This is a genomic window from Methylococcus sp. EFPC2 (assembly GCF_016925495.1).
GTDB lineage: Bacteria > Pseudomonadota > Gammaproteobacteria > Methylococcales > Methylococcaceae > EFPC2.
In genome coordinates, this window is the sequence record NZ_CP070491.1 from 3,162,528 (window position 1) to 3,181,576 (window position 19,049).

The window sequence follows — 19,049 nt, forward strand, 5'->3', positions numbered from 1 at the left end:
GCTAAACGCCGAGTTCGGCCATCAGCTTGGCATACAGATCGAGATAAGCGTCGACGATGGCGGATTGGCCGAAATGTGATTGCAGAAAAGCGTTTCCCGCCTCGCCCAGGGTACGACGCTCGGCCTCGGAGGCACCGAGCAACTCCCCGAGGCCGTCGGCCAAACCCGAGACATCGCCGATGTCGCGCAACACGCCCGTGCGTTCCTCTTCGATCAGTTCCAAGGCACCCTCGTTGCGTGTGCTGAGCACCGGCAAGCGGTGATTCCAGGCTTCCAGGATGACGTTGCCCAGGGGTTCGTGGCGCGAAGGGCACACGAACACATCGGCCAGCGCGTAATAAACATCGGGTGGATCCTGCCAGCCCAGCCAGCGCACCCGGTTCGAGATCGCCAATTCGTCCGCCAGTTTGCGCAAGCTTTCCGCGCGGGGCCCGTCGCCTGCAATCAACAGCAGCGTCGGGCGTCCCCCGACCGTGGCGGGAATTCCGGCCCAGGCGCGCAGCAATTCGTCGAAGCCTTTTTTTTCGATCAGCCTCCCCAGGGCGAACACCACCCGCGCCTCGTCCGGAACGTCCCAGCGGCGCCGCGCTTCGGCCAGCTCCGCCGCGCTCGCGCCGGCCGGTTCGGGCACGAAATTACCTATGTGGAACACCCGGTTCGCCGGCATGCCCGAACGCACCAGGTAATCGCAGATGCCCCGCGTATTGCCTATCCAGGCGTGCGCGTGGCGGTAATAGCCGTCGATCTTGTAATAACCGCCCAGCCGGGCGATATGCACGGCGCGCGCGCGCGCCGGCAGGCGGGTCAAGCGGGTGGCCCGCCCCATATAGGTTTGCACGATGCAGGGCTGGCGTTCGTCCACCAGGCGGCGGATACGCCAGAGACTCCAGGCGTCCCACTTGTTGGCCATTGGAACATGGATCTGCTCGATGCCGGTGTCGGCCAAGGCGCACGCCACCGGGCTACCCGCCCGGTTCACTGCGGCGACAGCTTGCCCTCGGGCGTGCAGGGCTCGCAGCAAGCGGACGTAGAACTGGTCGGCACCGCCGAACTGTCGGCTGCCCAGGATGTGCAGGGAAGGAATCGTATCACTCATCGGCCTGTCGGGGGCATCCTCCGGCAGTCCACCGGCTCCGCACTGTCAGTAACCGGCGGCCGGCGAGCGGCAGGAATCTCACCGCGCGGAATCCTGGTTCCGCCTAAGGTCCGCCCAGTATTTCAGGCCATACCCCAGCACCAGAGAGCAGACGAACGCCAGGCTGAGGTATTGGACGCCTTTCGTCACCTCGCCTTGTATCAGACCCGCCCCGATCAAGCAGGCAGTGACGCCCAAAGGCAGGAAGCCCAGCAGGCTGCCGAGCAGGAAATCCCGGTGAGCGACCGGCGTCAGTCCCAGAAAAACATTATTGTAGAAGCCGTTCATCGGCAATTGCCGCAACAACAGAACGGACAGCACACCGCGCCCTTCCAGGGTATCGGACACGCGTTTCAGCCGGGGGAAGTGCGCCAGGGTATAGTCGCGCCCGCGCCAGCGCACGAACAGAAAAGTGGCGTAAGACCCCAGCACGGTGGCGGCCTGGCTCCAGACCAGCCCCCATGCGAGGCCGAAGACCATCCCGGCCAGCGAGCAGACCAGCAGGCGGGGCACGCCGATCGCGGTCAGCGAGGCTGCCGCCAGGACGAATATCGCGGGCGCGGCCAGGCCGAAGACGGCCAATTCGTCCTTGATCGCCTGCCCCTGCTCCAACCAGCTCTTGAGCGGGGTGAAATAAACCGCCATACCCAGGGCCAGCACCAGCAAGAACACCCCGCCATTGACCAGCCCGCCGATGCGGCGGCGCGTCGTGGGTATTTCGATCGCGGAGAGTTCTATGTCGGTCATGCGGCGAAAGGGAAACTATCGGGAGCCTGATTTTATGGGATGACCGGAATTAAGGCCAGCCGCGGCGACGAGGCTCTTGCTATAATCCCCCCATTATCAACGCACACAGAATACATAGGAGTGGGCTCACATGGCTCTGATGAACGTCAGCTCCGGCAAGAACGTGCCGAACGACATCAACGTGATCATCGAGATTCCGGCGTACAGCGATCCGGTCAAATACGAGGTGGACAAGGAAACCGGCGCGCTGTTCGTCGACCGCTTCATGGGCACCGCCATGCAATACCCCTGCAACTACGGCTATGTGCCCCACACCCTGAGCGAAGACGGCGACCCGGTAGACGTGCTGGTGATCTCGCCCGCACGCTTGTTGAGCGGCTCGGTGGTACGCGCCCGCCCCATCGGCTTGCTGAAGATGACCGACGAATCCGGCGGCGACGCAAAGATACTGGCGGTACCCGCCGACAAGCTGACCCCGCTGTACGCCAAGGTCGGTTCATTCCGCGACATCCCCGAACTCCATCTTGCACAGATCGCTCACTTCTTCGAGCACTACAAGGATCTGGAACCCGGCAAGTGGGTGAAGATCGACGGCTGGTACGATGCCGAAGAAGCCAAGCAGGAAATTATCGACAGCATCGAGCGTTTCAATCACGCCAAGAAAAAGCCCAACTTCTAAAGGCTAAGCCGGGTTAGGCGTCGGCCGTAACCCGGCGGTTTAACAAGCTCCGCCAACGTTCCAACGCCGGTTCGGCGCAAAGCCTGCCGGCGAACTCGCCAGCCTCCTCCAGATTCTCCCGCGCCGCGCGGCTCAATTCTTCACCCAGCTCGAAACGCTCGCCCCGTAGACTCAGCAAGAAACTGGCCGGCGGCTCTTCTGCCTTGATCTCCCGATAAGCCTGCAAGACCGCGCCGGGGCTCATGGCATGGGTGGTATAGCTGGCGTCGCATTTCGGTTCCAGGCGGGCGAATTCGAAGGGCGGCCGGCAGGACAGATGGGCGTCGACGAACAAGACCAGGTCGCGGCCCTCCAGATCCAGCGCATGCTCGACCTGGAGTTGGAAATCGGTGAGATATTCGATGCCGGGAAATCGCTGTTCGGCCAGCCGCTCCAGCAGAAGCGGCCCTAGCGCATCGTCGCCCCGGCTCGGATTACCGTAGCCGAAAATCAGCAGTTTGGGGATGCTCATACGCAGACAGCCCTCCCCGGGATCAATGCGCGATACGACCGTCGCCGCCTTTCACCAGCCGGTCGACACGTCTCCCTTCGGCATCCAGCAACTCCAGTTCCAACGGCATTTTGCCCAGGGCATGAGTCGCGCAGGACAGACAGGGATCGTAGGCGCGGATGGCGACTTCCAGGTGGTTCAACAGGCCTTCGGTCAGTTCCCTGCCGTCCAGATAGCGCGCCGCGACCGCCCGCACCGCCTCGTTCATCGCCTGGTTGTTGTTGGTGGTGGATACGATGAGATTGGCCTTAACGACCTGATCGTTCTCGTCGATCTGGTAATGATGGAACAGCGTGCCGCGTGGTGCTTCGATCACGCCTATGCCTTCCAGCCGTTTTTCGCCCTTCGTCACCAGATCGGTACCCAAGATGTCGGGGTCGTTCAGCAGGTCGTTGATGGCCTCCGCGCAATGCAGCAGCTCTATCATGCGCGCCCAGTGATAGGCCAGCGATTCGTGCACCGGCCCGCCCGCACCCTGTGCCACGAACTCCCGCCGGGCGGCCTCCGCCAGCGGGGTGGATATGAAGTCGCAGTTGTTCACCCGCGCCAGCGGCCCGACCCGGTACCAGCCCTTTTCGCGGCCCAGTTCGACGACATAGGGGAACTTCATGTAGGACCAGGAACGCACTTCCTCGCGCAGATACTGGGTGTAGTTGCGGTAATCGACGTGATCGAAGACCGTCTTGCCGGCTTCGTCCTTCAGCCGCAACCCGCCGTGGTAGATCTCCAGAGCGCCGTCCGGCCGTGTCAGACTCAGGAAGTTGGAGCGTATGGCGCCGAAATGACGGTGGTATTCCTCGTTGGAGAGATAAACCTTCTTGATGAGCTCGACCACTTCCTGCGACCAGGCGAGGATATCGCCGATGTCCTTCAACAGATAGTCGCGGTCTTCCCGGGTCAGCGCCTTGTTCATGCCGCCGGGCAGGGCGGCGGTGCCGTGCACGCGCTTGCCGCTGATGACGCGGATGACCTCCTGGCCGTATTTGCGCAGCTTCACGCCCTTGAGCGCGGTCTCCGGGAATTCCTGCAACACGCTGATGATGTTGCGATGCGCGGCGGCGTCCTCGAAACCGAACAGCAGGTCCGGCGTGGACAGGTGGAAGAAATGCAGGGCATGGGATTGCAGGGTCTGGCCGAAATGCATCAGCCGACGCAGTTTTTCGGCCGTCGGCGTGAGCTGGTCGACTCCCACCAACTGGTCCACCGCCTTGGCCGCGGCCAGATGATGGCTGACCGGACAGATGCCGCACAAACGCTGCACCAGCACCGGCAACTCCCAGTAGGGCCGCCCCTGGATGAAGCGCTCGAAGCCCCGGAATTCGACGATATGCAGCCGGGCCTGCTTGACGTGATTATCCTCGTCCAGCAGCAGGGTTACCTTGCCATGACCTTCCACCCGAGTGACGGGGTCGATGACTACCCGCTTGAGATTTTCGGGGTTTTCCGCAGTTTCGAGATATTCGTACATGGCTGGAGTCCTCACGCCGATGGAGAATGCCCCGAATGATACACCAGCCAGAAAAACGCGCCGGCGAGGGATCTCTGCGGGAGCAGGAAAGCCCGCCCCCACAAACCGATCGGGCTTATTTCACCCGCATGCCCGGCTGGGCGCCTTCGTCCGGATTGAGCACGAAAATGTCCTTGCCCCCCGGCCCGGCGGCCAGCACCATGCCTTCGGACAGCCCGAACTTCATCTTGCGCGGCGCGAGGTTGGCGACCATTACGGTGTGCCGCCCGACCAATTGCTCCGGCTGATAGGCCGACTTGATGCCGGCGAATACCGTGCGGGTTTCGTTGCCCAGATCCAGGGTCAGCTTCAGCAGCTTGTCCGCGCCTTCGACATGCTCGGCATTGACGATCCTGGCCACGCGCAGATCGATCTTGGCGAAATCGTCGATGGAGATGGTTTCGGCGATCGCCTCGATTTCATGCTGCTGATGCTCAGCATGGCGCTGTTGGGAATGCGGCTCCGGCGCGGGTGCGGCGGCTTGCAGCGATTGTTTGTTGACTTCGAGCAAGGCTTCGACCTGTTTGGGGTCGACGCGGGTTAGGAGGTGCGAATATGTGTTTATTCTATGTCCCTCCTGCAGGTTTTTATATACATCCTTCCAAGTCAGCGGAGTGTTAAGAAATCCCTCCACCTGCGTCGTGAGTTTTGGCAATATGGGTTTCAGGTAAATTGATAGGTCACGAAAAAGAGATAGGGCGGTAGTACAGACTGTATGAAGCCGCGCTCTGTTTTCTTGGGTACCTTCTAATTTAGCAAGCTCCCATGGCTTATTTTCGTTAACGTATACGTTAGCCCTATCCGCCAACTCCATTATTTTACGAACAGCCCTCGCATAATCCCTATTCTCGTAGTATCCAGCAATTTCATCAGCATCGAATGCTGATGAATGCTGAACCTCACCAGTACCCGCTGCATCAAACTCTCCGAGTTGTCCATCGAAATATTTGGCAATAAAGCCCGCACAACGGCTCGCGATATTGACGTATTTCCCCACCAGATCGCTGTTCACCCGGGCAACGAAGTCGTCCAGGCTCAGGTCGATGTCTTCCATCGTGCCGTTGAGTTTGCAGGCGTAGTAATAACGCAGGGCTTCCGGATTCAGGCCTTGCTGGATATAGCTTTCGGCGGTGATGAAGGTGCCGCGCGATTTGGACATCTTCTCGCCGTTCACGGTGAGGAAACCGTGGGCGTAGATTTTGCTTGGCGTGCGGAAGTCCGAGTGCTCCAGCATCGCCGGCCAGAACAGGGCGTGGAAATAGAGGATGTCCTTGCCGATGAAATGGACCAGTTCGGCTTCGGAGTCCTTGTTCCAGTAAGCGTCGAAATCGGGAGCGCCCTCACCCCTACCCTCTCCCAAAGGGAGAGGGAGTGACTTTTCGCACAGGTTCTTGAAGCTGCCCATGTAGCCGACCGGCGCGTCCAGCCAGACGTAGAAATACTTGCCTGGCGCGTCGGGTATCTCGAAACCGAAATAGGGCGCGTCGCGCGAGATGTCCCAGTCGGACAAACCGCCGGACAACCATTCGTCCATCTTGTTGGCCGCCTCGGCCTGCAGGGTGCCGGAGCGGGTCCATTCCTTGAGGAAATCGGCGCACGCGCCCAGCTTGAAGAAATAGTGCACCGACTCCTTGCGCACCGGCGCCGCGCCGGACACCGCCGAGTAGGGGTTGACGAGATCGGTGGGCGAGTAGGTCGCGCCGCAGACTTCGCAGGAATCGCCGTACTGGTCCTTGGCGTGGCACTTGGGACATTCGCCCTTGATGAAACGGTCCGGCAGGAACATTTCCTTGACCGGGTCGTAATACTGCTCGATGGCGCGGGACTCGATCAGGCCCTTGTCCTTTAAGCGCTGATAGATAAGCTCCGCCTTCTCCCGCGTCTCATCGGAATGCGTCGAGTAGTAATTGTCGAACTCGATGTGGAAACCCGAGAAATCCCGGAAATGCTCGCCGTGCACACGGGCGATCAACTCCTCCGGCGTGATGCCTTCTTTCTCCGCCCGCAGCATGATGGGCGTGCCGTGGGTGTCGTCGGCGCAGACGTAATGGCATTCGTGGCCGCGCATCTTCTGGAAGCGGACCCAGATGTCGGTCTGGATGTATTCGACCAGATGGCCCAGGTGGATGGGGCCGTTGGCGTAAGGCAGGGCGCTGGTGACGAGGATTTTACGTTGCGAAGTCATGGGCTTGCGAAAGGAGCGTATTGAGACGAGCCGCGATTATCCCACACTCCGGACTGCGCTCCGAAAACCGCGGCTTACGGCACCACACCCCTGCGACTCGCCAAATTGCACCGCGTTTTGATGGCAGGACTCCTCTAGAGCGAGAGTTTGACGCCCACCCAGCCGGCGCGCGGCGCGCCGACGCCGATGAAGCGGGTGTCGGTGAAATCGGGACCCAGCACACCATCGACCTGACCGTAAGTGCCGAAAGTCTGGTAGCGCTTGTCGAACAGGTTATCGATGCGGGTAAACAGGGCGAAATGCTCGTTGTAGCGGTATTCGCCGTGCAGATTGAAAACCGCGTACTCCGAAAGCGGGCGATCCAGGTTGCCTTCGTCGCCGCGTAGATACTGGTTGCTGTTGAACACCATGTTGGCGCCCAGCACCAGACCTTTGATCGGTTCCACGTCGGCATGGATTTTCAACATATGGCGCGGGATGCCGGGGATGCGGTCGCCTTTTTCAACGGGGACTTCGCCATCCACCGCCTGGGGATTGTTCGGGCTGTTGGCCGTGAAGGGCGTGCGGAAAGTCGCGTCCAGCAAGGTGTAGTTCACACCCGCCCGCACCATGCCCACCTCGCCGTTGAGCCCCAGTTCGATGCCGCGCCGCCGGGTCTTGTCGATATTCTTAAAATATCCGGAGTTGGTGGTGGCCCCGGAGCTGATGAAGATGATGTCGTCGTGGTTTTCGGTCTGGAACACGCCCGCGCTCCAATTGAGCTTGCCGCCGATATAGCGGCCCAGGTCGCCGCGGAATCCGGCTTCCCAGGTCTTAGCGACCACCTGGTCGAGCGGCGGGTCGGACAGGAAGGCATTGGGCAGCTTGCAGGGCGCGTCCGGATCCGCACAGCTCAGCTCCATGGGCGTGGGCGCGCGGTTGGACTCGCTGTAGTTGCCGTACAGGCCCACTTCCGGCATGAACTTATAGGTCAGGCCGGCCGACGGATTGAAACGCTCGAACTTGTGGAATCCGTCCAGCCTGGGCTCGCCTTCTTCCGGGTACTGGTCCTGCATATTGATGAAGGACAGGTTGTAGCGGCCGGCCGCGGTGATGGCGAGTTGGTCGGTCACCGAGAAGGTGTCGGTGAGGTACAGGCCGTGATGGCGGACCTTGGCGTTCAGCCGCACCCGCGATTCGTTCACCTTGATGCCGCTGCCCACCGTGCCGCGGTCGTCGGTCAGGCTGGCGAGCTCGGTGTCGGACTCGAAGTGCACGCGCGCCTCGTCGTAGCTGCCGCCCACCACCGCGCGGTTGTCGAAGCCGAAGACGGGCTGGTTGAACGCCGCCTGCAGGCTGCCGCCATAGCCGCGCTGATGGGTCTGGCTGGTGTTGTTGGTCGCGCCTTCGACCGCGTCGCTGGCAGCCACGTCCTTGCCGTTGACATCGACCGCCCGGCCACCTGCGCCGCCGTCGTCACACAGAAAACCCTCGTCCCCCGCCGCCTCGCAGTCATCGAAGTCGCTATCGTCGCCGTTGAAAGTCTTGACGCGGTTCTGGCGGAAATAGGCGGTGCCGGAGAGTTCGGTCTGATCGGTCAGCCAGGTGCTACCGTCCAGGGAGGCGAGGAAAAGCCGGGTATTGGTACGGTCGGGATGGGTGAAGATGGCTTCCGGATCCTGTTTGAACAGCTGCTCCGGCACGGCGCCGTTGCCGATGAGATAGTTGTTGTTGGAAGTCAGGGTGAGATTCGCGGTGCTGCGGTCGTCCTTGTAGCTGAGCGTGCCGAAGCCCTGTTTCACGTCGGTCGGCGAGTAGTCGCGCCAGCCGTCTTCCTCGAAACTCTTGAGGTCCAGAAAATAGCCGAAGGTGCCGTTGTTCCAGCCGCTGATAAGCTCCTGGCTGTGCCGCCCCCAGGAACCGCCGCTGACTTCGATGGTATGGCCCGGTGCGGTGAAACCGGTCTTGGTGCGTACGGAAATCGCGCCACCCAGGCTGTTCAGGCCGTAGACCGGGTTGGAACCGCTGTGCAGCGACATCGTGTCGATGGCGCCTTCGGGCACCAGATCCCAGTTGACCGTGTCGCCGAAAGGTTCGTTGAAGCGTATGCCGTTGTAATAGACCGACAGTCCTTGCGGCAGTCCCAACAGGGGCGAGGCGGTGAAGCCGCGGAACTGCACGTCGGGCTGAAAGGGATTGTTCTGCGCGTCGTTGATGTTCACGCTGCCGAGGAAACGGCGCATGTAGTCCGCCAGGGACACGCTCTCCGTCCGGTCGAGCTGCTCGGACGTCGCGGTCTGCACCGGCGAAGGAATCTTGTCGGCCGGCAGGCCGGAACCGCCGATAGGCGTCTCGCCGACGATTTCCACCGTCTCAAGGCTCTGGACCTCCGCCTTGTTTTCATCCGCCGCCTGGGCGCCGGCACTGATGAGCAGCATGGCCTGGCAGAGGGCGCTTAGCCGAAAAACTCTGCACGATGGCGAATTTTTCCGTCGGGCGACGACATGAGAGGTGGGGCGGCGTTGAGGCTGGGCAGTCATGAATACCATTCCGGGCTGACGATATAAGAGGACGCAAATTCTCCCGGACAGCCCCCCTTCCAGTCATTAGGAAAAACTCCCGAATGCGGCATATTCCTGATTCACCGCGGCATCGGCTGAGCGTCCAGCAGTCCATTCAGACAGGCCCAGTCGAACGAATCGCCCGGATCGGTCTTGCGGCCCGGAGCGATGTCGCTGTGGCCGGCGATGTCGGCGCGCGACAGCGTCGGATAATGCGCGAGCAGACCGGCGATGACCTCGGCCAGGCGGCGATACTGGACGTCCGCGTAGGCGGTCTGTTCGTCGCCTTCCAGTTCGATGCCTATGGAAAAATCGTTGCAGCACTCGCGGCCCCGGTACACCGAAACACCAGCATGCCAGGCGCGCCGGTCGAACGGCACGTATTGCACGATTTCGCCGTCGCGCCGGATCAGCAGATGAGCCGAGACCCGCAACTGATGGATGGCGGCGAAATAAGGATGTGCGTCGGCCGGCAGAGTGCCCAGAAACAACCTGTCTATCCAGTCGCCGCCGAACTCGCCCGGCGGCAGGCTGATGCAGTGGACGACGATGAGCGCGAGGCCGGCCGGGTCGGAACGGTCGTCGCAATGAGGTGAGGGACATCGGCGGGCGCTATCCAGCCAGCCCTGTTCGATCTTCACGGCGTTTGTCTCACCAGCCGCCCGCGGGTACGGCGATCATCTGATAAGCCGTGCGGAATACCGCCAGCGGCAGCAGCAGGCTGTCGAATGCGAAGCTGAAGGGCAGGTCGCCCGCCGGGCAGCTCGGCGTCTGCAGCTCATAGCGCCGGAGGTAGTAGTCGTCGCCTTGCAGTGCCGCCCAGTCCAGTCGCACCCCGCTGTAGATGCGGGGCGCGTCGGCATGCGGTCCGTCGTGGGAAAGAAAAGTGCCGCAACCGGCCAGGGCGGCGGCCGGCACGAGCCACGCCACGCGACGAAGGCGCATGCGCTCTCAATCCACGTCCAGACGGCCGGCCAAAAGACCCAAGGGATCCTGATTGGACTTTTCCAACTGCTTGAGGATGCGCCGCTGCACGGTCGGAGAATCGCCCGGTCCCGCCGCATAAAACGGCTGTCCGTCGCGGCCGAAAAAGAATTCGACGGGACAGTCGGACGCATCGACGTCGCCGAACAACATGCGCGCCAGCTTGTAATCGGGATGCGGCTGAAATCCGAGCTTGCGCCCGTAAGCCTCGGCCGCCTCGACCAGCTTGCGGACATAGGCGGCGTCCAGTTCGACGAATTCTTCGTCGGAACTGGTTTTGAATTCCTCCAGCCGGGCCCGGTAATCCTCCTCGCTGTCGATGCCGGCCATGGCGTTCTTCACGCCCAGGCACCAGGTGTCCAGCAGGAACAGGCTGATGGCATAAGAGCCGTTGGGCAGCCGGCGACTGATCCAGATGGAGCCCAGCCCCGTTTCGAACAAGCGGGTGGGCACCAATACGTCGGCGACCGGCGCCTTGGACGCCGTCAACCATTCGGTAGCCAGCCCTAAGCCGGCCTGGCCAGCGCCGACCTTGCGGACTTCTTTGCGCTTGGCGGCTTTTTTCGCGCGTTTCTTTTGCAACGCCTTGGAACTGAGGGCCATCTTGCGTCTCTCGTCTGGGAAGGGATGCGCTATTTTACGGCCAGAGGGAACGCCCGGCGAGCAGAGCGATGCCAGTTCGGAACGATTGCGGTAGACTCCGCCCCATTCCTATGTCCGGGTGTAACGATGTCGATCAGAGTGAGGTATTTCGCCAGCCTGCGGGAAACCTTGGGCCGCAACGAGGAAAGCTTGTCCGCGGAGGGTATCGCCACGGTGAGCGACGTCTGGCGCTGCGTGAGCGGCGGCAAGCCGCTCCCGGATCATCTGCTCTGCGCGGTGAACATGGAATACAGCGAGGCAGGTACCGCCGTGCGTGACGGCGACGAGGTGGCCTTCTTCCCGCCTGTCACGGGTGGCTGAGATGGCCTCCATCGAGCTGCGCGACGCCCCGTTCCTGCCCTACCGCGAGTTGGAGGCCTTTCAGGCCGCTTTGCCGGAACTGGCCGGCCGCTACGGCGCGACCGCCAGCTTCGTGGGCAGCCTGCGGGATTTCAACGAAGGCGAAGCGGTGAGCGGCATGTTCCTGGAGCATTACCCCGGCATGACCGAACGCCGGCTCGCCGACATCGTGGACCAGGCACGGGAGCATTGGCCCTTCCTGGAAGCCCTGGTGATCCACCGCATCGGCCAGATAAGGCCGCACGAGGCCATCGTGCTGGTGGCGATCTGGTCGGCCCATCGCGGCGCGGCCTTCGACGCCTGTCGCTGGATCATGGAAGAGTTGAAAAACAGCGCGCCCTTCTGGAAAAAAGAAACCCTGCCGGAAGGGGAACAGCGCTGGGTGCAACACAATACCGACGGCTATTGACGCTTAAATCCGCACGCAGGCCTGCGGACATTGATAGGCGCGCCTCCGGCTTTTGCCCCGCCTAGTTTCCCGTATTCAGCCGGTAGCACGGCTCGTAATGGCTGCCGGGCAGCTTCATGCGGCCTTGAGCCACGAAGGCCGACAGCAGTTCGTCGAGCGGCTTCAGGATGGCCGGATCGCCCTTGAGTTCGAACGGTCCCCTTTCCTCGATGGCGCGTATGCCCTCGGCCTTCACATTGCCCGCCACGATGCCCGAAAACGCCCGCCGCAGATGGGCCGCCAGCAGATGGGGCGGCTGGTCGCGGTGCAGTTCCAGTTCCCCCATGTTTTCGTGACTGGGTTCGAAAGGCGTCTGGAAGGCGTGTTCGATCTTCAATAGCCAATTGAAGTAATAAGCGTCGTGATGGTGGCGGCGGAACTGCCGAACCGCCTCCACGCCTTGTTTCATCTCGCGGGCCACCTCCGCCGGGTCGCCCACGATGATGCGGTAATAGCGGCGAACCTCGGGGCCGACGGTGGCCGCCAGAAAGGCGTCGATCTGACGGAAATAGGCGGCGCTGCCGGCCGGCCCGGTCAAGACCAGCGGGAAGGGCAGATAGGTGTTGTCGGGGTGCAGCAAGATACCCAACAGGTAGAAAATTTCCTCGGCCGTGCCGGCGCCGCCCGGAAACACGACAATGCCATGCCCCAGGCGCACGAAGGCTTCCAGGCGTTTTTCGATGTCCGGCAGGATGACCAGTTCGTTGACGATGGGATTGGGCGGTTCCGCGGCGATGATGCCGGGCTCGGTGAGTCCCACATAGCGCGCTCCGGCGATGCGCTGCTTGGCATGGCCTATGGTCGCCCCTTTCATCGGTCCCTTCATGGCGCCGGGCCCGCATCCGGTGCACACCTCGATGCCCCGCAGGCCCAGTTCGTGGCCGACCTCCTTGGTGTATTCGTATTCGTCGCGGCTGATGGAATGACCGCCCCAGCACACCACCAGATTGGGGTTGACCTGGGGAATCAGCGACCCCGCGTTGCGCAGGATGTGAAAAACCGCGTTGCTGATGTCCTCGGTGCGGCCCAGATCGAATGCGGGGTTGGTGACGATCTCCGAGTTCGTGTAGACGATGTCGCGCAGCACCGAGAACAGGTGCTCGCGTATGCCGCGTATCATCTCGCCGTCGACGAAAGCGCCCGACGGCGCGTTCAGCAGGTCCAGCTTGATGCCGCGCGCCTGCTGGATCACCCGCACGTCGAAGGTGCGGTATTTGTCCAGCACCACCCGGCTGTCGTCGACATGGCTGCCACAATTCAACACGGCCAGGGAACAGCGGCGAAATAGCTCGTGGAGACCGCTGGCGCTGGTATCCAGCAACTGGGAGACCTCTTTTTTCGACAGGATTTCCAGGCGGCCTTCGGGGTGTATCTGTAGGTTGACGGTTTGCATCTATCGTGTGGACCCGGGGTTGGGAAGTCGGGGAGATATGCACAGTTCCTGTGGATAACTTTGTGCATTAATGCTGGGCGAAAGCCGCGAGCCCCTATGCTTTCAGGGGCCGTTTCGGATTGTCGCAAAATTGGTCAATTCGATGAATCAACGAAAAAACAATGACTTATAAGTTATTGTTTTGTGACGAGCGCCTTCCAGGCCTTGCATTCCGCGCATCACCCCGGTTTCGTTTCGACTGTGCACAATTCGGCCCAGGCCGGATGGCTTTCGATCAGACGCAAGGCTTCCGCCAGCAGATCCACGCCGGGCGGCACCCGATGCCAGGGCGAGGCGCCAGAAGGATGTGGCAGAGGAATCACGTCGACTGGCCGGCCGGCCAGGTCCACGCGGTGTTGGCGGCCGATGACGTCGATCAGTTTGTCGACCTCCAGCAGTCGCCCTATCGCCAGTTTGCCCACAGGAATGAGCAGACGGGGGCGCAGCAACTCCATCTCGCGCTCCAGCCAGGGAGCGCAGCGTTGAATTTCGACCGGATTCGGCACCCGGTCGCCGCCTTTGGGATGCTTGCCGGGGAAACAGCGACAGACCGCGGCCATGTATACCGTGCGGCGAAAAGTCGCCTCGTCCAGGCCGATGCGAGCGAACCACTTGAACAGCGTCTTGCCGGCGGTCCAGGCGAAGGGACGTCCGAGGGCGCCCTCCTTGTCGCCCGGCGCCTGGCCGATGAGCAGCACGGGCGAGACGGCCGGCTGGCCCAGAACGACAGGCCCTATCATGTCGGGACAAAGAGTGCAGGCCGCTAGGCGGCGCTGGTGTTCCAACAGCAGTTCAGCGGTCGGGGCGCTCATCGGTGCCGGTCGTGACAGTGACGGTATCGGCTCACCCGCGCAGCCTCCCTGTGGAAACCGCCCCCCGTCATCGAACGGGTGCTTCAGTGCGAGACACCGGCTTCCTGCTTGCCCCAAGCCAAAGTATGCAAGCGCATCAGCGTTTCGGGATCGGAAATCAGCGTGCGCTTTTCATGCGGACTCAGGTGCTCCGGCCCGTCTTCGATCAGCCGGTAGAGCAAGGCCTTGAGTTCGTGGCGCTGCCGCTTCCTGACCGGTCTTTGCGGCAACAAGGCCAGATGCAGGGCACACACGCCGGGATTCATGATGCTGGCCTGTTCCCCGGCGGGGTTGCGTTCGCTTTCCTCTTCCGCACGGGCCAGATTCTCGTGCAGCAACTGGATGACACGGGGCGCGTTCGTCTCTTCCGGCGTGAGGAAAAAACCCAGGCGACGCATGGCTTTGCCCAGGTGGGTGCTGCTGGAGACGATGGACACCGGTATGGCCAGAACCAGACCGGCCAGGACGGGAGTGAACCACCAGAAGAAGCTGGGAATATAGGTGTAGCTGACCCAGCCCGCGACCAGGCCGACCAGTGTTTGCCCGCCGTGGGCCGCCGTGGCTTCGCGCAGGCTCAAGCGGTGGTCGCCGCGATTCTGCGGCGGCCAGCCCACGCTCTTGCGCAAGAGGATGGCCAGCACGAACTTGCTCTGGTACAGCATCAGCACCGGTGCGGTCAGCATGGAAAACACGGTTTCCAGGAAGACGCTCAGACTCGCCCGGATATAGCCGCCGAAGGCCTTGACGCGCCGGGGTTTGAGAAATAACAGGAAAAGGCTGAGGATCTTGGGAGCGAACAACATGGCCAGGGTGGTCAGCAGCACGGTGGTCATTTCCACGGCGTAGGATTCCGGCCACACCGGATAAAAATTGTCGCCGAAGAAGTACACCGGCACCGTGCGGCTCTGCACGTAGGCCTCGAAGCCAGTGAACACCAGGAACAGCAGCCACAGCGGCGACGACACGTAGGACATGATGCCCATGACCATGTGCAAGCGGCTCAGGGCGGAAAACCCGCGCGCGCCGATCAGCTTCATGTGCTGCAGATTGCCCTGGCACCAGCGCCGATCGCGCTTGGCGTAATCGATCAGGGTGGGCGGCACCTCCTCATAACTTTCGCGGATTTCATAACCCAGCCAGACTTCCCAGCCTGCCTTGCGCAGCAGCGCGGCCTCGACGAAGTCGTGGCTGAGTATCTCGCCGCCGAAGGGCTCCCGTCCCGGCAGCTTGGGCAGGCCGCAATGCTGGACGAAAGGCTTGAGGCGGATGATGGCGTTGTGACCCCAGTAGTTGCTGTCGCCCATCAGCCACCAGGAACTGCCGGCGGTGAAGATGTCGCTGTACAGGCTGCTGCCGAACTGCAGGATGCGGGCGAACAGGGACTTGTGGTTGACCGGCAGCGGCGGCGACTGGATCAGGGCCACGCGCGGATGGGCCTCCATCAGGTCGACCATCTTGGTCAGGGCCGAACCGCCCATCAGACTGTCGGCGTCCAGCACCAGCATGTAACGGTAACGTCCACCCCAGCGCTTACAGAAGTCTTCCAGATTGCCGCTCTTGCGGCTCACGTTCTTCTCACGATTACGGTAGAAAATGCGGCCGTGGGCGTCGAAATCACAACACATGCGATACCAGTTCACCTCTTCCTGCACCCAGGTGTCGGGGTCGCGGGTATCGCTCAGGATGAACAGGTCGAACTCGCCGCCCCGTGCGGTTTCCAGCAAGGACTGGTAGATCGCGCGCAGGCCGGCGAACACCCGGGTGGGATCCTCGTTGTAGATCGGCATGACCAGGGCGGTGCGCGGAGGAGAGTTGTCCGGCACCGCATCCGCGGCACGCGAGGGCAGACGGCCGATCGAATATTTGTCGCCGCCGAACAGCAGCACCAGGAATCCGCTGACGGCGGTCCAGAAGGAAGTGCTCACCCACAGGATCAGCAGGGTGTAGAGCACCAGCAACACGATTTCCGAGGGCGTCAGGCCATTCTGGAAGAATGCGCTGGCGATCATCGCCATGGCGGCGAAAGTCGTCAGCAAGACCAGGGTGAAAAACAGGGTGCGGCGGAAAATGCGGCGACCGGAAGGTAACGCGGGTGCACTCGGTGGCATGGGCTATGGTCGTGTCTAGTTCGAACCGGAAAAGAAGAATGAGATCGGTTGTTCGTGCATGGACAGATGCGCCTCCGGCGGCACCGCCTGCGGCATGGCGGCACGCAGGCGCAGGGCCGTTTCGCCGGTCTCTTCGCCCAGGAAGAGCTGGTCCATATCCAGGTCGCCCGTGCCCCCGAGCAACAAGGCCGCCCGCGCCGCGGCCACCCGGCTCGGTTCCTTGTTGCCGGCCACACCCAATATCCTCGCGACGGACAATTCGAAACAGCGTTGCGCTTCTTCGAGCGCGCGGCGCTTCAGCTCCTCGATGGAGCCGGGCGCGACCTTGCCGCTGGCCCGGCGCAGGCATTCTTCGACCAGGACGTCGATGCGTGCGGGATCGTCCAGCCCCAGTCGGGCGAAATACGTGCCCAGCCGCTCACGGGCGCCCGCCAGTTCCGCCCGGTGCGGCAGCGACTCTTGCAGCAACGGGGCCGATGCTGCCTCGCTCACTTTCCGCTCCACTGGTAAACCCAGGTCTCGGTCAGGATCTCGCCGTTGGACTTGAGCAAGCCACGCAGTTCGACCGGGTCCTTGTCTTTTTCCGGGGTGAGTTCGAAGCTGAGGCGCCAGCCGCCGGTCGACGTATTTTTCTGCACCACGACGTTATCGATCTTGCCCGACGAAGCGCTGATATCCGCGTCCACCTTGGCCTTTTCCCCGTAGTGCTTCAGGGTCTTGCCCTTGAAGTCGACCACGAACTTGCGCACCTCGGATTTTAGCGCGTCGGTTCCGCCGCCGCCTATGCGGGTGGCGGCCACCTTGCCCAGCGCCGGGTTGGCGGGCTCGTCCAGGGTGAAGTGCAGGCGATACTGGAAGCTGTAATCCTTGCCGGGTCCCGTCGGTTTGTTGGGGATCCAGAAGCTGACGATGTTGTCATATTTTTCGGCGTCGCTGGGTATCTCGATGAGATAGGTCGACCCCGCGCCCCAGTCGCCCACGGTTTCCACCCAGGCGCTGGGACGTTGGTGGTAATGGGCTTCGAGATCCTGGTAATGATCGAAACTGCGGTCCCGCTTCACCAGACCGAAACCGACCGGCTTGTTGTCCTGGAATACGCTGATGCGCAGAATGCGGGGATTGTTGAGCGGGCGCCACACCCACTCGCCATTGCTGCGGCCGAGCAGCAGGCCATCGGAGTCGTGTACCTCGGGGCGGAAATCGTCAACGTAACGGTCGGTGTTTTCACCGTGGAAATACATGCTGGTCAGGGGCGCGATGCCGAAACGCTCGACCGCCTTGCGGAAGAAAACGTGGTTGGTCACGTCGACCTTCAAATCCAGGCCCGGCTGTATCACGAACTTGTAAGCGCCCGTGACGCTCGCGCTGTCGAGCAGCGCGTAGACGGTCAGCTCGCGCGCGTCCTTGGCCGGTTTGACCACCCAGAACTCGCGAAAGATCGGGAATTCCTCGGCCTTGGGCAGCCCCGTGTCGATGGCCAGGCCGCGCGCCGAAAGGCCATACGCCTGTCCCAGACCCACCGCGCGGAAATAGCTGGCCCCCAGGAACACGGCGATTTCGTCGTAGACGTCGTCATGACGGAGGGGATGATGGAAACGCAGGCCGGCAAAGCCGAGATCGGCCGGCGGAGCGGAAGGCAACTGGTTCTTGCCGAAGTCGAACAGTTCGGAGTTATAGGCCAGGCGGTTGGCGACGCCCTGGTCGATCACGTTGATATTCACGCGGTCGCGGAACATGAAGCCGCGATGGAACAACTGGATGTTGAACGGCAGGCCTTCATCCTTCCACAGCGCCTTGTCCGCCTTGTAACGGATGTCGCGGTACTGGTCGTAATCGAGCTTGCTCAGGAATTCCGGCATGCCGGCATCATCGCGAACATAGGGCTTGCCGGCCAACTCACGCGCTTTTTGTTCGACGTCCCCGAACTCGAAGGGCTTTTGCACGGGGGGAGCGGCGGGGGTGGCCGCCTGGACCGGCTTGCCATTATCGGCCGCCAGGACCGCCGGTGAGAACAGGAGCGGAATCAGTAAAGCGAGAATCCGTTTGGGTATGCGCACGGGGAATCTATCCTGAAGGAAAAGTGACATTGGGTGATGGATTAATGCGCACGCTCGGAAAGCGTGCCTGATATCGTTCGGGAATGCGAATATCACCTGTCGGGTGCCTATGGGGAGCAGTCCGCACACCGGGCCTCAGCGCCCTTCCAAAAAACCTTGTTATGGAAAATAGTATACCGTGCCTCCGGCGATTGCAGTATCTTGGCAAGCCATAAAGATTTGCGCCCGAGCCCAGCCCGACGCCCCACCGGCGTGAGCGAGAACCTCGCGCAAGCCGCCGGATTCCAGAGAGTCCTGACGATGAAAAGACTATTGCTAGTCCGCCATGCGAAATCCAGTTGGGACGACCCGGGCTTGCCGGACCGCGAGCGCCCCCTGAACAAGCGCGGCAAGCGCGACGCCCCGTGGATGGGCCAACTGCTCAAGAAACGGGGCTACGCCCCGGATCGGATACTGACCAGCCCCGCCAAGCGCGCCCTCAAGACGGCGAGCAAACTCGCCAAGGAACTAGGCTATCCCCAGGACCGCATCGAGGTTCGCGAGGGCATTTATCTGCGCGGGGTGGATGAATTGACCGAACTGATCGCCACACTGGACCCTGGCTGGCGCCGGGTCCTGCTGGTCGGGCACAACCCCGAGCTCAGCGAACTGGCCCATCGCCTGACACGAGCCGACCTGGCCGACCTACCCACCTGCGGTGCGGTATCGATCGCTTTCGACGCCGCGTCTTGGAGAGATTGCGCGCGGGGCGGCGGGCACCTGGAATTTTTCGAACGGCCGCCGAAACCGGACGAACGGCTCGACGCAAGCCGGGAATGAACGAG

18 protein-coding genes are annotated in these 19,049 nt (G+C 62.1%); 4 read left to right on the forward strand and 14 right to left on the reverse strand.

The genetic code is table 11. The features are described 5' to 3' along the window. Nucleotide 1: 1 nt before the first annotated feature. Together JWZ97_RS13545 and JWZ97_RS13550 are read right to left on the reverse strand one after the other, a co-directional pair. Nucleotides 2–1,096, reverse strand: a complete 1,095-nt coding sequence (locus tag JWZ97_RS13545) for a glycosyltransferase (RefSeq protein ID WP_205430157.1) — start codon at nt 1,094–1,096, stop codon at nt 2–4. 78 nt (nt 1,097–1,174) lie between these two features. Next, nucleotides 1,175–1,882, reverse strand: coding sequence for a TVP38/TMEM64 family protein (locus JWZ97_RS13550; RefSeq protein ID WP_205430159.1), 708 nt, complete (start codon nt 1,880–1,882; stop codon nt 1,175–1,177). 130 nt (nt 1,883–2,012) lie between these two features. Between JWZ97_RS13550 and ppa the strand changes: the two genes are divergently transcribed. Further along, a complete protein-coding gene (gene ppa, locus JWZ97_RS13555; RefSeq protein WP_205430166.1) occupies nt 2,013–2,561 on the forward strand; it encodes an inorganic diphosphatase in 549 nt (182 codons plus the stop codon). Between the two features lie 13 nt (nt 2,562–2,574). On the opposite strand, the gene JWZ97_RS13560 is transcribed toward ppa, so the two are convergent. The 7 genes from JWZ97_RS13560 to JWZ97_RS13590 all read right to left on the reverse strand — a co-directional run bounded on the left by JWZ97_RS13560 (nt 2,575) and on the right by JWZ97_RS13590 (nt 10,930). Next, nucleotides 2,575–3,072 (reverse strand): hydrogenase maturation protease, encoded by a 498-nt coding sequence (locus JWZ97_RS13560; RefSeq protein WP_371822507.1) that lies wholly within the window; start codon nt 3,070–3,072, stop codon nt 2,575–2,577. 22 nt (nt 3,073–3,094) lie between these two features. Further along, nucleotides 3,095–4,579: a Ni/Fe hydrogenase subunit alpha gene (locus JWZ97_RS13565; RefSeq protein ID WP_205430168.1), complete on the reverse strand. Its 1,485-nt coding sequence runs from the start codon at nt 4,577–4,579 to the stop codon at nt 3,095–3,097. Between the two features lie 115 nt (nt 4,580–4,694). Then, entirely contained in the window at nt 4,695–6,803 is a 2,109-nt protein-coding gene (gene metG / locus JWZ97_RS13570; protein ID WP_205430176.1) for a methionine--tRNA ligase, read from the reverse strand. Between the two features lie 134 nt (nt 6,804–6,937). Further along, entirely contained in the window at nt 6,938–9,220 is a 2,283-nt protein-coding gene (locus tag JWZ97_RS13575; RefSeq protein ID WP_205430178.1) for a TonB-dependent receptor, read from the reverse strand. Nucleotides 9,221–9,423: 203 nt separating this feature from the next. Next, a complete protein-coding gene (gene ampD / locus JWZ97_RS13580) occupies nt 9,424–9,984 on the reverse strand; it encodes a 1,6-anhydro-N-acetylmuramyl-L-alanine amidase AmpD (RefSeq protein WP_205430180.1) in 561 nt (186 codons plus the stop codon). A gap of 10 nt (nt 9,985–9,994) precedes the next feature. After that, on the reverse strand, nt 9,995–10,288 hold the full coding sequence (locus tag JWZ97_RS13585) for a YceK/YidQ family lipoprotein (protein WP_205430182.1): 294 nt from the start codon (nt 10,286–10,288) through the stop codon (nt 9,995–9,997). Nucleotides 10,289–10,294: 6 nt separating this feature from the next. Next, on the reverse strand, nt 10,295–10,930 hold the full coding sequence (locus JWZ97_RS13590) for a hypothetical protein (RefSeq protein WP_205430184.1): 636 nt from the start codon (nt 10,928–10,930) through the stop codon (nt 10,295–10,297). Between the two features lie 126 nt (nt 10,931–11,056). Here JWZ97_RS13590 and JWZ97_RS13595 point away from each other — a divergent pair, with 126 nt between their 5' ends. Then, on the forward strand, nt 11,057–11,290 hold the full coding sequence (locus JWZ97_RS13595; RefSeq protein WP_205430185.1) for a MoaD/ThiS family protein: 234 nt from the start codon (nt 11,057–11,059) through the stop codon (nt 11,288–11,290). A gap of 1 nt (nt 11,291) precedes the next feature. Beyond that, nucleotides 11,292–11,738 (forward strand): molybdenum cofactor biosynthesis protein MoaE, encoded by a 447-nt coding sequence (locus JWZ97_RS13600; protein WP_205430187.1) that lies wholly within the window; start codon nt 11,292–11,294, stop codon nt 11,736–11,738. 61 nt (nt 11,739–11,799) lie between these two features. Here the strand turns inward: JWZ97_RS13600 and ppnN are convergent, their stop codons facing one another. From ppnN to JWZ97_RS13625, 5 genes are all read right to left on the reverse strand, one after another. After that, nucleotides 11,800–13,170, reverse strand: coding sequence for a nucleotide 5'-monophosphate nucleosidase PpnN (ppnN, locus tag JWZ97_RS13605; protein WP_205430189.1), 1,371 nt, complete (start codon nt 13,168–13,170; stop codon nt 11,800–11,802). 218 nt (nt 13,171–13,388) lie between these two features. Then, nucleotides 13,389–13,949, reverse strand: a complete 561-nt coding sequence (locus JWZ97_RS13610; protein WP_205434668.1) for a uracil-DNA glycosylase family protein — start codon at nt 13,947–13,949, stop codon at nt 13,389–13,391. Between the two features lie 155 nt (nt 13,950–14,104). Further along, a complete protein-coding gene (gene mdoH, locus JWZ97_RS13615) occupies nt 14,105–16,168 on the reverse strand; it encodes a glucans biosynthesis glucosyltransferase MdoH (RefSeq protein ID WP_205430191.1) in 2,064 nt (687 codons plus the stop codon). 15 nt (nt 16,169–16,183) lie between these two features. Then, nucleotides 16,184–16,660: a hypothetical protein gene (locus tag JWZ97_RS13620; protein ID WP_205430194.1), complete on the reverse strand. Its 477-nt coding sequence runs from the start codon at nt 16,658–16,660 to the stop codon at nt 16,184–16,186. Continuing rightward, entirely contained in the window at nt 16,657–18,225 is a 1,569-nt protein-coding gene (locus JWZ97_RS13625; RefSeq protein ID WP_240342350.1) for a glucan biosynthesis protein, read from the reverse strand. Before JWZ97_RS13625 ends, JWZ97_RS13620 begins: the two co-directional genes overlap by 4 nt. 300 nt (nt 18,226–18,525) lie before the next feature. Between JWZ97_RS13625 and JWZ97_RS13630 the strand changes: the two genes are divergently transcribed. Beyond that, entirely contained in the window at nt 18,526–19,044 is a 519-nt protein-coding gene (locus JWZ97_RS13630) for a histidine phosphatase family protein (RefSeq protein WP_205430203.1), read from the forward strand. Nucleotides 19,045–19,049: the final 5 nt, after the last annotated feature.

Bases quoted from the DNA above. Each gene is read 5' to 3' on its own strand.
- JWZ97_RS13545 (WP_205430157.1), bottom strand. From the start codon at position 1,096: ATGAGTGATACGATTCCTTCCCTGCACATCCTGGGCAGCCGACAGTTC.
- JWZ97_RS13550 (WP_205430159.1), bottom strand. From the start codon at position 1,882: ATGACCGACATAGAACTCTCCGCGATCGAAATACCCACGACGCGCCGC.
- ppa (WP_205430166.1), top strand. From the start codon at position 2,013: ATGGCTCTGATGAACGTCAGCTCCGGCAAGAACGTGCCGAACGACATC.
- JWZ97_RS13560 (WP_371822507.1), bottom strand. From the start codon at position 3,072: ATGAGCATCCCCAAACTGCTGATTTTCGGCTACGGTAATCCGAGCCGG.
- JWZ97_RS13565 (WP_205430168.1), bottom strand. From the start codon at position 4,579: ATGTACGAATATCTCGAAACTGCGGAAAACCCCGAAAATCTCAAGCGG.
- metG (WP_205430176.1), bottom strand. From the start codon at position 6,803: ATGACTTCGCAACGTAAAATCCTCGTCACCAGCGCCCTGCCTTACGCC.
- JWZ97_RS13575 (WP_205430178.1), bottom strand. From the start codon at position 9,220: ATGCTGCTCATCAGTGCCGGCGCCCAGGCGGCGGATGAAAACAAGGCG.
- JWZ97_RS13585 (WP_205430182.1), bottom strand. From the start codon at position 10,288: ATGCGCCTTCGTCGCGTGGCGTGGCTCGTGCCGGCCGCCGCCCTGGCC.
- JWZ97_RS13590 (WP_205430184.1), bottom strand. From the start codon at position 10,930: ATGGCCCTCAGTTCCAAGGCGTTGCAAAAGAAACGCGCGAAAAAAGCC.
- JWZ97_RS13595 (WP_205430185.1), top strand. From the start codon at position 11,057: ATGTCGATCAGAGTGAGGTATTTCGCCAGCCTGCGGGAAACCTTGGGC.
- JWZ97_RS13600 (WP_205430187.1), top strand. From the start codon at position 11,292: ATGGCCTCCATCGAGCTGCGCGACGCCCCGTTCCTGCCCTACCGCGAG.
- ppnN (WP_205430189.1), bottom strand. From the start codon at position 13,170: ATGCAAACCGTCAACCTACAGATACACCCCGAAGGCCGCCTGGAAATC.
- JWZ97_RS13610 (WP_205434668.1), bottom strand. From the start codon at position 13,949: ATGATAGGGCCTGTCGTTCTGGGCCAGCCGGCCGTCTCGCCCGTGCTG.
- mdoH (WP_205430191.1), bottom strand. From the start codon at position 16,168: ATGCCACCGAGTGCACCCGCGTTACCTTCCGGTCGCCGCATTTTCCGC.
- JWZ97_RS13630 (WP_205430203.1), top strand. From the start codon at position 18,526: ATGAAAAGACTATTGCTAGTCCGCCATGCGAAATCCAGTTGGGACGAC.